The 16,207-nt window shown below is 74.5% G+C and carries 3 protein-coding genes; 2 read left to right on the plus strand and 1 reads right to left on the minus strand.

Annotation, left to right across the window (positions count from 1 at the left end):
* Positions 1-52 precede the first annotated feature (52 nt).
* Complete coding sequence (locus KM933_RS18555) at positions 53-829, minus strand: thioesterase II family protein (RefSeq protein ID WP_221353554.1); 777 nt, start codon at positions 827-829, stop codon at positions 53-55.
* 284 nt (positions 830-1,113) lie between these two features.
* Between KM933_RS18555 and KM933_RS18560 the strand changes: the two genes are divergently transcribed.
* Positions 1,114-5,991, plus strand: a complete 4,878-nt coding sequence (locus KM933_RS18560; protein WP_221353556.1) for an SDR family NAD(P)-dependent oxidoreductase — start codon at positions 1,114-1,116, stop codon at positions 5,989-5,991.
* A 54-nt stretch (positions 5,992-6,045) separates the two neighbouring features.
* Positions 6,046-16,185: an SDR family NAD(P)-dependent oxidoreductase gene (locus KM933_RS18565; protein WP_430727336.1), complete on the plus strand. Its 10,140-nt coding sequence runs from the start codon at positions 6,046-6,048 to the stop codon at positions 16,183-16,185.
* The last annotated feature ends 22 nt before the right edge of the window (positions 16,186-16,207 follow it).

The raw sequence follows: 16,207 nt of genomic DNA on the forward strand, positions 1-16,207 counted from the left end.
GGAGGCCGTCGGGCGGCCGACCGGGGCGGGGCAGGGTGGGGCGGACGCGCGCCTACGCCTGCGGCGGCACGATCAGCCGGGAGATCTCGGCGACGACCTCGCCGGCGCGCGGCGTCAGATAGAAGTGGTTGCCCTCGAAGACGCGGAGGGTGAACGGGCCCTCGGTGTGGCGGCGCCAGTCCTCGGCCTCGTCGATCGTGGTCAGCGGGTCGGCGTCGCCGAGGAAGGCGAAGAGCGGGCACGCGACGCGCGGGACACCGGCCGGCCGGTAGGTCTCGATGGCCTGGTAGTCGGCCCGCAGGGTCGGCAGGACCAGGCGCCGGGTCTCGGGGTCGGCGAAGACGGACGGATCGGTGCCGTTGAGCGCCTTGACGGAGGCGATGAGCGCCTCGTCGCCCTGGCGGTGGACCGTCTCGCCGCGGAACCGGGACGGGGCGCGGCGACCGGAGACGATCAGCCCGGCGGGGGACACGCCGTGCTCACGCTCCATCAGCAGGGCCACCTCGAAGGCGACCGCGGCCCCCATGCTGTGCCCGAAGAGCCAGGTCCGGTCGAGCCCGTCCCGCGGGAGCTCGCGGAAGGCGTGTGCCGCGAGGGCGTGGACGTCGGTGAGGGGCGGTTCCGTGTGCCGGTCCTGGCGCCCCGGGTACTGGACGGCGAGGACCTCGACCCGGCCGGCCAGTGCCCGCGAGACCGGGAAGTAGTAGCTCGCCGCGCCGCCCGCGTGGGGGAAGCAGATCATCCTCGGGGCCGCCGGGTCCGCCGGATGGAAATCGCGGATCCAGTCCGAGGCGTTGTAAGGGGAGCTGGAAGGGGAAGTGACAGACATCGGGCATTCCTTGGATCGGTCCGACTGAAGCCTCCGCCTCAAGCCTGCGCCCAGCGTTCATGTCCCCGGAGGGGACGGCAAGCCCTTAACCGCCCCTAAGGGGCGGGCCGTCGCGGGGCGCCGGGAGAAGCCGGGAGAAGCCCGGGGAAACCGCGAAACCGGAGCGGCCGGAACGGGCGGGCACGTTAGGGGCGATCAGGGGTTGGGGCCCCTCATCACCCTGCGTAGCGTTCCCTGCAAGCGCGCGTCGAGGTGATCGACGCCATTCGACCCGGGGTGGCTTTGTGGGTGACCAGGAGAAACTTCTTGACTACCTCAAGCGCGCGACTACGGATCTGCGTGCAGCCCGTAGACGCATCGCGGAGATAGAGGAACGTGAGCGGGAACCCATTGCGATCGTCGCGATGGCGTGCCGCTACCCGGGCGGCGTGACCTCGCCCGAGGGCCTGTGGGACCTGGTCGACCGAGGGGTCGACGCGGTGTCGGACTTCCCGTCCGACCGGGGCTGGGACGTCGAGGACATCTACGACCCGGAGCCCGGCAAGCCCGGGAAGACGGCGGCCCGCGAAGGCGGGTTCCTCTACGACGCGGGCGACTTCGACGCCGAGCTCTTCGGCATCAGCCCGCGCGAGGCCGTCGAGCTCGACGCCCAGCAGCGGCTGCTGCTCGAAGTGTCGTGGGAGGCGGTGGAGCGGGCCGGGATCGACCCGACCTCGCTGAAGGGCACCCCGACCGGCGTGTTCGCCGGGGTCATGTACCACGACTACGCGGGCGGCAGCAACGGCGGCAGCATCGTCTCGGGCCGCGTCGCCTACACGCTGGGCCTCGAAGGACCCGCGGTGACCCTGGACACCGCCTGCTCCTCGTCGCTGGTCGCCCTGCACACGGCGATCCGGTCACTGCGTGCGGGGGACTGCTCGCTCGCGCTGGCCGGCGGGGTGACGGTGATGTCGACCCCCGAGATGTTCGTCTACTTCAGCGAGCAGCGCGGCATGGCGACGGACGGCCGCTGCAAGTCCTTCGACGCGTCCGCCAACGGCATCGGCTGCTCCGAGGGCGTCGGGGTCCTGATGCTGGAGCGGCTCTCCGACGCACGGCGCAACGGCCACCCCGTACTGGCGGTGGTGCGCGGCACGGCGGTCAACCAGGACGGCGCCAGCAACGGCCTCACCGCACCCAACGGCCCCGCCCAGCAGCGCGTGATCCAGCAGGCCCTGGCCGACGCGAACCTGTCCGCGGCCGACGTGGACCTGATCGAGGCGCACGGCACGGGCACGACCCTGGGTGACCCGATCGAGGCGCAGGCCCTGCTGGCGACGTACGGGCAGGACCGTACGGAGTCGCTGTGGCTGGGGTCGATCAAGTCGAACATGGGGCACACGCAGGCCGCGGCCGGCGTCGCGGGCATCATCAAGACGGTGCAGGCGCTGCGGCACGGCACGATGCCCAGGACCCTGCACGTGGACGAGCCGACGCCCCAGGTGGACTGGGAGGCGGGCGACGTCCGGCTGCTGACCGAGGCGCGGGAGTGGCCGCGCGGCGAGCGTCCGCGCCGGGCCGGGGTGTCCTCCTTCGGGATCAGCGGCACCAACGCCCACGTCATCATCGAGGAGGCGCCGGCGGCGGCCGAGGAGGAACCGGCGGAACGCCGGGAACTGCCCGCCGTCCCGCTGGTGGTGTCCGCCAGGACCCCCGCCGCGCTGCAGGCCCAGCTCGACCTGCTGGCCTCCGTCGACGGGGACGCCCTGGACGTGGCGTACTCGGCCGCGACGGGCCGTGCCCTGTTCGAGCACCGCGCGGTACGGGTCGGGTCCGAGACCGTGATCGGCTCGGTCACCGAGGGCAAGCTGGCCTTCCTGTTCACCGGCCAGGGCAGTCAGTGGGTCGGGATGGGCCGCGAACTGTACGAGACCTTCCCGGTGTTCGCGGCGGCGTTCGACGAGGTCTGCGCCCTGCTCGACGTGCGCGAGGTGATGTGGCACGACGAGGAGGCCCTGCGCCGCACCGAGTTCACCCAGCCCGCGATCTTCGCTCTGGAGGTGGCGCTGTTCCGGCTCGTGGAGTCGTGGGGCGTCAGGCCCGACCTGCTGGCCGGGCACTCCATCGGAGAGCTCGCGGCCGCGCACGTCGCCGGTGTGCTCACCCTGCAGGACGCGGCACGGCTGATCGGGGCACGGGGCCGGCTGATGCAGCAACTGCCGTCCGGCGGGGCGATGGTGGCGGTGCAGGCGGCCGAGGAGGAGGTCGCGCCCCTGCTCGGTGACCGGGTGGGCATCGCGGCCGTCAACACGCCCGACTCCGTGGTGATCTCGGGCGCGGAGGACGCGGTGTCCGCGGTCGTCGAGCTGTTCACCGGCCGCAGGACCAGCCGGCTGAAGGTCTCGCACGCCTTCCACTCGCCGCTCATGGACCCGATGCTGGAGGACTTCCGCAAGGTCGCCGAGAGCGTCACGTACCACGAGCCGGTCATCCACCTCACCAAGGACGTGGGATCGGCGGAGTACTGGGTGCGGCACGTACGGGAGGCGGTGCGGTTCGCCGACGACGTGCGCAGCCTCCAGGAGCGCGGGGTCACCCGGTTCCTGGAGATCGGCCCGGACAGCGTGCTGACCGCGATGGCGGGACAGAGCGCCGACGGCACGATGGCGGCCACCCTGCGCCGCGACCGGCCCAGCACGGAGAGCCTGTTCACCGGGGTCGGAAGGCTGTTCACCACCGGTGTCCCGGTCGACTGGAACGCCGTGTTCGACGGACGCGGCGCCCGCCGGGTCGACCTGCCCACCTACCCCTTCCAGCACAAGCGCTACTGGCGCACGGCCGAGAAGAGCCTCGCGTCCGCCGGGCTGGAGTCCGTCGAGCATCCCCTGCTGGGCGCGGGGGTCGCCCTGCCGGACGGCGGCGGGATCGTCCTCACCGGACGGCTCTCCGTGGCCGCCCAGCCCCGGCTCGCCGACCACGACGCCCTCGGCGTGGTCGTGGTGCCCGGAGAGGTGTTCCTGGAGCTGGCGCTGTTCGCCGCCGAGCGGACCGGCCACGGCCGGGTCGGGGAACTCGACGTCCACGCACCCCTGGTCATGGCCGACGCCGAGGACACCGTGACCCTGCGGGTGCTGGCCGACGAGGCCGGGACCGTCGGGGTGTACGCGCGCCGCGACGACCAGGCACCCTGGGTGAAGCACGCCACCGGCACCCTGACCGCCGGGACCGGCGGAACCCCCTGGCCGCGTGACGACGAGACGTACGCCGCGCTGCTCGACGACGCGGCACGGGAAGCCGGCCTGTCCTCGGACGGCGGACGGACCCTGGCCCACACCTGGCGCGGGGCGTCGGTGCAGCTCGACGGGGAGGGCCGTCCCGTCCTGTCGGTGGACTCCGTCGGGACCCGCGCCGTCTCCGCGGACGAGGTGCGCGCGTACACCGGTGGCCGCGAGTCGCTCTACCACCTCACCTGGCTCCCCGCCCCGGCCCCCGCCGCCGAGGCGCCCGACCAGGTGCTCTACGAGTGCCCGCCGCCGGACGAGGCCACCCCGCAGGGGTTCCGCGCACTCGCCGGGCAGGTGCTCACCGCCGTCCGGCAGTGGCTGGCCGGCGAACGGTCCGCGTCCTCCCGGTTCGTGGTCGTCACCCGCGGCGCGACCGACGGCGGCGACCTCGGGCACGCGGCGGTGTGGGGCCTGGTGCGCGCCGCGGAGTCCGAGCACCCCGGCCGGTTCGTCCTGGTGGACCTGGAGGCCGGCGCCGAACTCCCCGAGGAGGCGCTGCGCCTCGACGAGCCCGAGATCGCCGTCCGCGACGGCGAGATCCTGGTGGCGAGGCTGGCCCGGGTCCCGGCGACGGACGCCGGGACCCCGGACTGGGGCGCGCACGGCACGGTCCTGGTGACCGGCGGCCTGAACGGACTCGGCGCCCTGACCGCCCGGCACCTGGCGTCCGGGCACGGCGTGAAGAGCCTCCTGCTGACCAGCAGGCGCGGCATGGACACGCCGGGCGCGGCCGAACTGGTGGCGGAACTGACCGGGGCCGGCGCCGAGGTGGAGGTGGCCGCCTGCGACGTCACCGACCGGGACGCCCTGGCCGCGCTGCTGGCCGAACGGCCCCTGACGGCCGTCGTGCACTCGGCCGGTGTGCTCGACGACGTGCTGATCGGGGAGCTGACCCCCGAGCGGCTGGACGCGGTCATGCGGCCGAAGGTGGACGCCGCCTGGCACCTGCACGAACTCACCCGCGACCACGGCCTCTCGGCGTTCGTGATCTTCTCGTCCGTGGCCGGCACGCTCGGTGGCGCCGGACAGGCCAACTACGCCGCCGCGAACGCCTGGCTGGACGCCTTCGCCCGGCACCGCGCCGCCGAGGGACTGCCCGCGGTGACCCTCGGCTGGGGGCCCTGGACCGAGGTCGGCGGCATGGCGGACCGGCTGGACGACGCCGAGCTGCGTCGGATGCAGCGCTCCGGGCTGTCGCCGCTGTCCCCGGACGAGGGGCTGGCGCTGCTGGACGCCGCGCTGCTGCCCGGACGGCCCCCGGCGGTGGTCCCGGTCCGGTTCGACCTGGCGGCGATGCGGACGCAGGCGGAGGCCGGGACGCTCTCCGCCGTGTTCGGCGCCCTGGTGCGCGTCCAGGCCCGCCGCGCCTCCGCAGGATCCGGCCGGGCCACCTGGGAGCGGCTGGCCGGACTGGACGAGGCGGAGCGCAGGAAGTTCCTGCTGGAGCTCGTCCGCGGCCATGTGGCCCGCGCCCTCGGGCACGGCGGCGGCGACGAGGTGGAACCGCACCGCGCGCTGAACGAACTCGGCCTCACCTCCCTGGGGGCGGTCGAACTGCGCAACGCCCTCAACGCCGACAGCGGGCTGTCGCTGCCCCCGACCCTCGCCTACGACTACCCGACCTGCCTCGCCATCGCCGACCTCCTGTACGACGGGCTGCGGCCGGAGGAGACCGACCGGGTGGCGGAGCTGCTGGCCGAACTGAACCGGCTGGAGGCGGCCGTGGCCGACCTCGCGTCGGACGAGGAGGCCCACTCCAGGGTGACCGCCCGGCTCGAAGCGGTGTCACGGCGGGCGCGGGACGCCCGGAGCGGAGCGGACACACCGGCCGACGGCGCGGTGCCCGCCTCCGACGACGAGCTGTTCGAGGTGCTGAACAAGGAACTGGGACTGTCCTGACGGACCCTGCCCCACCTCTGCCCGTACCTCTGCCTGTGAACTTTTACGAATGGGTTGATGACGATGTCGAAGGACTCCAACGACGACCGGCTCCGCGAGTATCTGCGGCTTGCCACCGGTGAGTTGCAGCAGACTCGGCGGCGTCTGCGCGAGGTGGAGGACCGGGAGCGGGAACCGGTCGCGATCGTCGGGATGGCGTGCCGCTTCCCCGGCGGCGCGACCTCCCCGGAGGGACTGTGGGACCTGGTCGCCGAGGGCCGCGAGACGGTGGGCGACTTCCCCACCGACCGGGGCTGGGACCTGGACCGGCTGTACGACCCCGAAGGGGCGGGCGAGAACACCAGCTACGTCGACCGCGGCAGCTTCCTGGAGGGCGCGGGCGACTTCGACCCCGAGTTCTTCGGGATCAGCCCGCTGGAGGCGGAGGCGATGGACCCCCAGCAGCGACTGCTGCTCGAGACCTCCTGGGAGGCGGTGGAGCGGGCCGGGATCGACCCGCTGTCGCTGAAGAACAGCGCGACGGGCGTGTACGCCGGGCTGGTCTACCACGACTATCCGAGCAGCAGCGTGACCGGGGCGCTGGTCTCCGGCCGGGTGGCCTACACCATGGGTCTCGAAGGACCCGCGGTGACGGTCGACACCGCCTGCTCGTCGTCGCTGGTCGCGCTGGACCTGGCCGTCAGGGCGCTGCGCGCGAGGGAGTGCTCCCTGGCGCTGGCCGGCGGTGTGACGGTCATGTCGTCACCGGTGACGTTCGTGGAGTTCAGCCGGCAGCGGGGCCTGTCGACGGACGGGCGCTGCAAGGCGTTCGCCGCCGGCGCCGACGGCACCGGCTGGGGCGAGGGCGTGGGCATGCTGGTGGTCGAGCGGCTGGCCGACGCCCGCCGCAACGGCCACCCCGTACTGGCGGTCATCCGCGGCACGGCGGTCAACCAGGACGGCGCCAGCAACGGCATCACCGCACCCAACGGCCCCTCGCAGCGCCGGGTGATCCAGCAGGCCCTGGCCAACGCGGACCTGTCCGCCGCCGACGTGGACGTCGTGGAGGCGCACGGCACCGGCACCACGCTGGGCGACCCCATCGAGGCGCAGGCCCTGCTCGCCACGTACGGCCAGGAACGCGACGCCGACCGGCCGCTGTGGCTGGGGTCGGTGAAGTCGAACATCGGCCACACCCAGGCCGCCGCGGGCGTCGCCGGCATCATCAAGATGGTCCAGGCGCTGCGGCACGGGACCCTGCCGAAGACCCTGCACGTGGACGAGCCGACGGGCCAGGTGGACTGGTCGGCCGGCGAGGTCCGGCTGCTGACCGAGGCCCGCCCGTGGCCGCGGGGCGAGGGCCCGCGCCGCGCCGCCGTCTCCTCGTTCGGGGCCAGCGGCACCAACGCGCACATCGTCCTGGAGGAGGCCGTCCCCGTCGAGGAGGAGGCGGAGCCGCAGGAGGGCACCGCCCTTCCGGCGGTGCCCTGGCTCGTCTCGGGGAAGACCGAGGCGGGGGTCCGCGCGTACGCGCGGCGGCTGCAGGACCTGACGGCGGACGCACGGCCGGCGGACGTCGGCCGGTCGCTGGCGGCGCTGCGGGCCGGACGCGAGTACCGTGCCGCCGTCGTGGGGGCCGACGCGGCGGAACTGGCCCGCGGCCTCGCCGCGCTGGCCGGCGGGGAGGCCCCCGTGATCCAGGCCCGGCCCGGTACGGGCCCGGTCATGCTGTTCCCCGGCCAGGGCTCGCAGTGGGTCGGGATGGCCAGCGAACTCATCGCGGCGTCCCCGGTGTTCGCGCGGCGGATGGCCGAGTGCGAGGAGGCGCTGGCGCCGTTCGTGGACTGGTCGCTGAGCGCGGCGCTCGACGACGAGGCCCTGCTGGAACGGGTGGACGTGGTCCAGCCGGTCCTGTGGGCCGTGATGGTGTCGCTGGCCGGCCTGTGGCGGCACTACGGGGTCGAGCCCGTGGCCGTGGTGGGCCACTCCCAGGGGGAGATCGCCGCGGCGGCCGTGGCCGGGGCGCTGTCGCTGGAGGACGCCGCCCGGGTGGTGGCGCTGCGCAGCAGGGCGCTGCTGGCCCTGTCCGGCCAGGGCGGCATGGTGTCGGTGGCGCTGCCCCGCGAGGAGACCGAGCGGCGGATCGGGCGCTGGGGGAAGCGGACCTCCGTCGCGGTGGTCAACGGCGGTACGTCGACGGTGGTCTCGGGCGAGGTCGAAGCCCTCGAGGAACTGCTGGCCGCCTGCGAGGCGGACGGCGTGCGGGCCCGCCGGATCCCGGTGGACTACGCCTCGCACTCCGCCCAGGTGGAGAGCATCGAGCAGGAACTGCTCGACGTCCTGGCACCCGTACGGCCGCGCGCCGCGCAGATCCCCTTCTACTCCACCGTGACCGGCGCGCTGCTGGACACCACCGAACTCGACGCCGGCTACTGGTACCGCAATCTGCGCCAGACCGTGGAGTTCGACCGGGTGGTCCGGCTGCTGACCGAGCGCGGCATGGACCTGTTCGTCGAGGCCAGCCCGCACCCCGTGCTGGCGCCGAGCATGGAACAGACCACGATCGGCACCCTGCGCCGCAACACCGGCGGTCTCGACCGCTTCCTGGCCGTCCTGGCCGAGGCCCACACCCACGGCGTGGACGTCGACTGGGAGAAGGTCTTCGAGGGGAGCGGGGCCCGGCGGGCGGAGTTGCCGACGACCCCCTTCCAGCACACCCGGTACTGGCTGACCGACCGGACGGCGGGCGCCGACCCCGCCTCGATGGGCCTGGGCGCGCTGGGGCACCCGCTGCTCGGCGCGGCGGTCATGCTCGCGGACTCCGAGCAGGTGGTGCTCACCGGACGCCTGTCGGTCGGCACCCTGCCCTGGCTGGCCGACCACGTCGTCCAGGGGTCCATTTTCTTCCCCGGCACCGGATTCGTGGAACTGGCGGTACGGGCCGGTGACGAGGTCGGCTGCGGCCGCATCGAGGAACTCACCCTCCACGAGCCCCTGGTCCTCGCCGAACGCGGCGGGGCGGCCATGCAGGTCGTCGTGGGCGCCGCCGACGAGGCGGGCCGCCGCGAGGTCACGGTGTACTCCCGTGAGCAGGACGCGATCGACCTGCCCTGGAACCGGCACGCCACCGGTCTGCTCGCCCCCGGCACCCCCGGCGGCGGCAGCGACCTCAGCGCCTGGCCGCCGCCCGGGGCCGAGCCGCTGGACCTGGACGTCGACACCCTCTACGAGGAACTGGTCGCGGTGGGCCTGGCCTACGGACCCACCTTCCGCGGCCTGCGGGCGGCCTGGCGGGCAGGCGACGAGGTGTTCGCCGAGATCAGCCTGCCGGACGGCGCCCGGGCGGACGCCTTCGGGCTGCACCCGGCCCTCCTCGACGCGGGCCTGCACACCATCGGGCTGTCCGCCGCCGGGTCCGACGACACCGCCATGCTGCCGTTCTCCTGGTCGGGCGTGGAACTGCACGCCTCCGGCGCGACGGCGCTGCGGGTGCGCGTCACCCCCGTGCAGGACGGCGTGGCGTCCCTGGCCATCGCCGACGTCACCGGCCGGCCCGTCGCGACGGTCGAGTCCCTGGTGCTGCGGCCCCTCACCGCCGCGAGCGCCAGGCCCCGCACGGAATCGCTCTACCACGTGGCCCTGACCCCGGTCCCCGTCGCCACCCGGGCCGCCGGGGCCGAGGCGCCCGCCGCGGACACGGAGGTGTTCCGCGTTCCCGGCGGCTCCGACGTGCGCACCGCCGTCAACCGGACGCTGGAGGCGCTGCAGGCCGCGGCCGGACGCCTGACGGTGGTCACCCGCGGCGCCGTCCCCGTGGCCGGCGAGGACGTCGCCGACCTGGCCGCCGCGGCGGTCTGGGGCCTGGTCCGCAGCGCCCAGACCGAGGACCCCGACCGGTTCGTCCTGGTCGACCTGGCCGACGGCGCCGACGAGACCGACGAGACCACAGCCGTCGCGCTGGCACTGGCGACCGGCGAGCCCCGGGTGGTCGTACGCGACGGCGTGGCCCTCGTCCCCCGGCTGGCCCGGACCGCGGTGGCGCCGGAGGCGGAGCCCGCGGACGAGCCGGCGCAGGCGTTCGGCGACACGGTCCTCATCACCGGCGGCACGGGTGTGCTGGGCGGCCTGGTCGCCCGGCACCTGGTCACCGGGTACGGGGTGCGGCGGCTGCTGCTGACCGGCCGCCAGGGCCCGGCGGCGCCCGGCGCGGCGGAGCTGGCGGACGAACTGACCGCCCTGGGCGCCGAGGTGGAGGTCGTCGCCTGCGACGTCTCCGACCGCGACGCGCTGGCGGACCTCCTCGCGGGGCGCGCGCTCACCGGCGTGGTGCACGCGGCGGGCGCCCTGGACGACGGGGTGATCGCGTCCCTGACGCCCGAGCGGGTGGACCGGGTGATGCGCCCGAAGGCGGACGCCGCCCTCCACCTGCACGAGCTGACCCGTGACATGGACCTCCGGGCGTTCGTCCTGTTCTCCTCCGCGGCCGGCGCGGTCGGCTCGCCCGGGCAGGGCAACTACGCGGCGGCCAACGCCTTCCTCGACGCGCTGGCCGCACACCGCCGCGCGAGCGGCCTGCCCGCCCAGTCGCTGGCCTGGGGCGTGTGGCGGACCAGCACCGGCATGGCGTCGAACCTCACCGGGACCGACCGGTCCCGCATGGAACGCGGCGGCATCCTCCCGCTGTCCCACGAGGAGGGCCTGGCGCTCTTCGACGCGGCCACGCGCGCGCAGGAACCCGCCGCGCTCGTACCCGTGAAGCTGGACCTCGCGGCCGTCCGGGCCGGCGGCCCGGTGCCCGAACTGCTGCGCGGCCTGGTCCCCGTCGTCACACGCGCCGCCGCCCGCAGCGACACCGACGCGGACGGGTTCCTCCAGCAGCTCGCCGGCCTGACCGAGGAGCAGCGAGCCGAGAGGCTGCTGACCCTGGTCCGCACCCAGGCGGCCACCACGCTCGGCTACGCCGGACCGGAGGCCGTCCACCCGGAACGCGCGTTCCGCGACCTGGGCGTCGACTCGCTGGCGGCGATGGAACTGCGCAACGGACTCGGCCGGACGACGGGCCTGCGGCTCCCGGTCACGCTCGTGTTCGACTACCCCAACTCCGCCGTGCTCGCGCGCCACCTGCTGGAGGAGGTCTCAGGAACGACGGGCGACAGCCGTGTCACCGCGGCCGCCGTCCCGGCCGGCGACGACCCGATCGCGATCATCGGCATGGCCTGCCGGTACCCGGGCGGTGTGAACTCGCCCGAGGACCTGTGGCGGCTGGTGGACAGCGGCACCGACGCGATCTCGGACTTCCCCGCCGACCGGGGCTGGAACCTGGAACGCATCTACGACCCCACCGGCACCCGGCCGCGGACCACGTACGTCGACAAGGGCGGGTTCCTGTACGACGCCGCCGAGTTCGACCCGAACTTCTTCGGGATCGCGCCGAACGAGGCGCTGGTCATGGACCCGCAGCAGCGGCTGCTCCTGGAGGCGTCCTGGGAGGCCCTGGAGCGCGCGGGCATCGACCCGACCACGCTCAAGGGCAGTCCCACCGGTGTGTTCGCCGGGATGATGTACCACGACTACACGCACAACAGCAGCACCGGCGCCATCGCCTCCGGCCGCGTCTCGTACACCCTCGGCCTGGAGGGCCCGGCGGTCACCGTCGACACCGCCTGCTCCTCCTCCCTGGTCGCCCTGCACCTGGCGGCCCAGGCCCTGCGGTCGGGCGAGTGCACCCTGGCCCTGGCGGGCGGCGTCACCGTGATGGCCGCCCCGGACAACTTCATCGAGTTCAGCGAGCAGCGGGGCCTGTCCAAGGACGGCCGGTGCAGGTCCTTCGCGGCTGCGGCCGACGGCGCCGGCTGGAGCGAGGGCGTGGGCATGCTGCTCGTCGAGCGCCTGTCGGACGCCCGCCGCAACGGCCACCCGGTCCTCGCGGTGGTGCGCGGCACGGCGGTCAACCAGGACGGCGCGTCCAACGGCCTGACCGCGCCCAACGGCCCCTCCCAGCAGCGCGTCATCAAGCAGGCGCTGGCCAACGCCGGCCTGTCGGCGGCCGAGGTCGACGCCGTCGAGGCGCACGGCACCGGCACCACCCTGGGTGACCCGATCGAGGCACAGGCCGTGCTCGCCACGTACGGACAGGACCGCCCCGAGGAGCGGCCGCTGTGGCTGGGCTCCATCAAGTCCAACATCGGCCACGCGCAGGCGGCGGCCGGGGTGGCCGGGGTCATCAAGATGGTCCAGGCCGTCCGGCGGGAGAAGCTGCCGAGGACGCTGCACGTGGACGAGCCGACCCCGCAGGTGGACTGGACGGCCGGGGACGTACGGCTGCTGACGCGGGAACAGGAGTGGCCGAAGGGGGAGCGTCCGCGCCGCGCGGGTGTCTCGTCCTTCGGGATCAGCGGCACCAACGCCCACGTCATCATCGAGGAGGCACCGGCGGCACCGGAGGAACCGGCCGTGGAGCGCCGCGAGCTGCCGGCCGTCCCGCTGGTGGTCTCCGCGCGCACCAGCGAGGCCCTGCGGGCCCAGCTGGAGCGGATGGCCTCCGTCGAGGGGGACGCCCTGGACGTGGCGTACTCGGCGGCGACCGGCCGCGCCGTGCACGAGCACCGCGCGGTGGTGGTCGGCTCGCAGACGGTCACCGGCTCGGTCGCCGAGGGCAGGACCGCGTTCCTGTTCACCGGACAGGGCAGCCAGTGGGCGGGCATGGGCCGGGAACTGTACGACACGTTCCCGGTGTTCGCGCAGGCCCTCGACGAGGTGTGCGCCGAGCTGGACCCGGCGGTGCGCGAGGTGATGTGGAACGACGCGGAGGCGCTGGGCCGTACGGAGTTCACCCAGCCGGCGATCTTCGCCCTGGAGGTGGCGCTGTTCCGGCTGGTGCGCTCGTGGGGAGTGCGGCCCGACGTGCTCGCGGGACACTCCATCGGTGAACTGGCCGCGGCACACGTGGCCGGTGTGCTCACCCTGGAGGACGCAGCCCGGCTGATCACGGCGCGCGGCCGGCTGATGCAGCAACTGCCCGCGGGCGGCGCGATGGTGGCGCTCCAGGTATCGGAGGAGGAGGTCACCCCGCTGCTGGGCGCGGGAGTAAGCCTCGGCGCGGTGAACACCCCCGACTCCGTGGTGCTCTCCGGCGCGGAGGAGGCGGTGACCGCGGTCGTGGAGCTGTTCGCGGACCGCAGGAAGAGCCGGCTGAAGGTGTCGCACGCCTTCCACTCGCCGCTGATGGACCCGATGCTGGAGGACTTCCGCAAGATCGCCGAGGACGTCACGTACCACGAGCCGGACATCCCGCTGGTGAAGGACGTGGGCTCGGCGGACTACTGGGTGCGGCACGTGCGGGAGACCGTGCGCTTCGCCGACGACGTGCGCGGCCTCCGGGAGCAGGGCGTCACGCGGTTCCTGGAGATCGGGCCGGACAGCGTGCTGACCGCGATGGCGGGGCAGAGCGCCGAGGGCGTCATGGCGGCCACGCTGCGCCGGGACCGCCCCAGCACGGAGACCCTGTTCGCCGGGGTGGGCAAGCTGTTCACGGCCGGTGTCCCGGTCGACTGGAACGCCGTGTTCGACGGACGCGGCGCCCGCCGGGTCGACCTGCCCACCTACCCCTTCCAGCGCCAGTCGTTCTGGATCGAGCCGGGACAGGCGTCGGACCCCTCCGACCACCCGCTGCTGGACTCGGTGGTCACCGTCGCCGGGGCGGACCGCACCGTGCTGAGCGGACGGCTGTCGGCCGGCGCGCAGCCGTGGCTCGCCGACCACGCGGTCGCCGGCACACCGCTCTTCCCCGGCACCGGCTTCGTCGAACTGGCCGTCCGCGCCGGCGACGAGGCGGGCTGCGGCCGGCTGGAGGAACTGACCATCGAGGCACCGCTGGTCCTCGCCGGACGGGCGGCCACCGCCGTCCAGGTCGTGGTCGGCCCCGACGACGGATCCGGCCGCCGGCCGGTCGAGGTGTACTCCCGCGAGGAGGACGGGATCCGGCAGCCCTGGACCCGCCACGCCGCCGGAACCCTGACCGAGGGCGCCGCGGCCGCACCGCCGGTGACGACGGCGCAGTGGCCGCCGCCCGGCGCGGAGCCCGTGGAGATCGGGGGACTGTACGAGGGCCTGGCGGCGGCCGGGGTCGAGTACGGCCCCGCGTTCCAGGGCCTGAAGGCGGTCTGGCGCCGCGGCGAGGAGACGTTCGCCGAGGTCGCCCTGGCCGGGGAACCGGACCGCTTCGGACTGCACCCGGCGCTCCTCGACGCGGCCCTGCACACCATCCCGCTGCTGTCGGACGACGACCGCGTCGTCCTGCCGTTCTCCTGGTCGGACGTCGGACTGCACGCCACCGGCGCCGCCGAACTGCGGGTGCGGCTGACCTCCTCGGGCCAGGACCAGGTGAGCCTCGAAGCCGTGGACGGCGCGGGACAGCCGGTCGTCTCCGTCGGCTCCCTGTCGCTGCGGCCGATGGCCGCGCAGTCGCTCACCCGCGTCGACTCGCTGTTCCAGCTGGAGTGGACGGCCGTGACCCCGCGCGGCGCCGCGGCCGACGGGACGAAGGTCTGGCACGTCGAGGGCGACGACCTGTCCGCCGCGCTGCACCCGCTGCTCAAGGCCGTACAGACGGAGACCGGGACCCTGGCGGTCGTCACCCGGGGTGCGGTGTCGGTCGACGGCGAGGACGTGACCGACCTGGCGGGCGCGGCGGCCTGGGGCCTGGTCCGCAGCGCCCAGTCGGAGGACCCGGGCCGGTTCGTGCTGGTCGACCTGGCCGACGGCGCCGGCACGGCGGACGAGGAGGCGGACCTGGCCCTGGCACTGGCGGCGGGCGAGCCCCAGGTGGCCGTGCGGGACGGGAAGGTGCACGTGCCGAGGCTGCGGGCCGCCTCCGGCCCGGAGCCGGAGTCGGGACCCTCTTCGGTCTTCGGCGACACCGTGCTCGTCACGGGCGCCTCCGGGGCGCTGGGCGGCCTGGTCGCCCGGCACCTGGTCACCGCACACGGGGTGCGCAGACTCCTGCTGACCAGTCGGCGGGGCCCGGCCGCGCCCGGCGCGGCGGAGCTGGCGGACGAACTGACCGCCCTGGGCGCCGAGGCGGAGGTCGTCGCCTGCGACGTCTCCGACCGCGACGCGCTGGCGGACCTCCTCGCCGGGCGCGCGCTCACCGGCGTGGTGCACGCGGCGGGCGCCCTGGACGACGGGATGGTCTCCTCGCTGACCCCCGACCGCCTGGACCGGGTCCTGGCGCCCAAGGCACGGGCGGCCCTGCACCTGCACGAGCTGACCCGCGACATGGACCTGGGCGCGTTCGTCCTCTTCTCCTCCGTCGCCGGGGTGATCGGCACCCCCGGGCAGGGCAACTACGCGGCGGCCAACGCCTTCCTCGACGCGCTGGCCGCGCACCGCCGGGCAGCCGGCCTGCCCGCCCAGTCCCTGGCCTGGGGCCTGTGGACGACCGACGACGGCATGGCCGGGGACCTGACGGACGGCGACCGGCAGCGGATGGACCGCGCGGGCCTGATGGGGCTGTCACCCGAGCAGGGACTGCGGCTCCTCGACACGGCGGGCGCACTGACCGCGCCGGCGCTGGTCCCCATGAACCTGGACACCAGGACACTGAACGCCGCCGAGGTGCCCCCGGTCCTGCGGGGCCTGGCACGCGGCTCCGCACGGCGCGTCGCGTCGGCGGACCAGGCGGGCGGGGCGGCCGCGCTGCGGCAGCGCCTGGCCGGGCTGTCCGCCGGTGAACGGCTCGACGAACTGCTCGGCCTCGTCCGGGCCCAGGCGGCGGCCGTGCTGGGCCACGCGGGAGCGGACGCCGTGGAACCGGAGCGGGCCTTCGGCGACCTGGGATTCGACTCGCTGAGCGCCGTCGAGTTCCGCAACACCCTCAACGGCGCCACCGGACTGCGGCTGCCACCGACCATGATCTTCGACTACCCGACCGCCAGGGCACTGGCCGAACACCTCGACACCGAGCTGGCACCCGACCACGACGGCGGCGCGGACCCCCACGAGCAGCGGATCCGCCGCCTGCTCGGGTCGATCCCGCTCACCCGGCTGCACGACGCGGGCCTGATGGAGGCACTGCTCGAACTCGCCGGTGCCGCCCCCACCACGGCCGCGCCGGAAGAGGAAGAGCAGGACTCGATCGACGTGATGGATGCCGAAGCCTTGATCAGCATGGCGCTGCAGGACAGCGACTTGGACGACGCGACGCGAGAAGTCTGAGGACACGATGGCCGACACCGAC

The organism is Streptomyces beigongshangae, from assembly GCF_019710745.1.
GTDB classification, from domain to species: domain Bacteria; phylum Actinomycetota; class Actinomycetes; order Streptomycetales; family Streptomycetaceae; genus Streptomyces; species Streptomyces beigongshangae.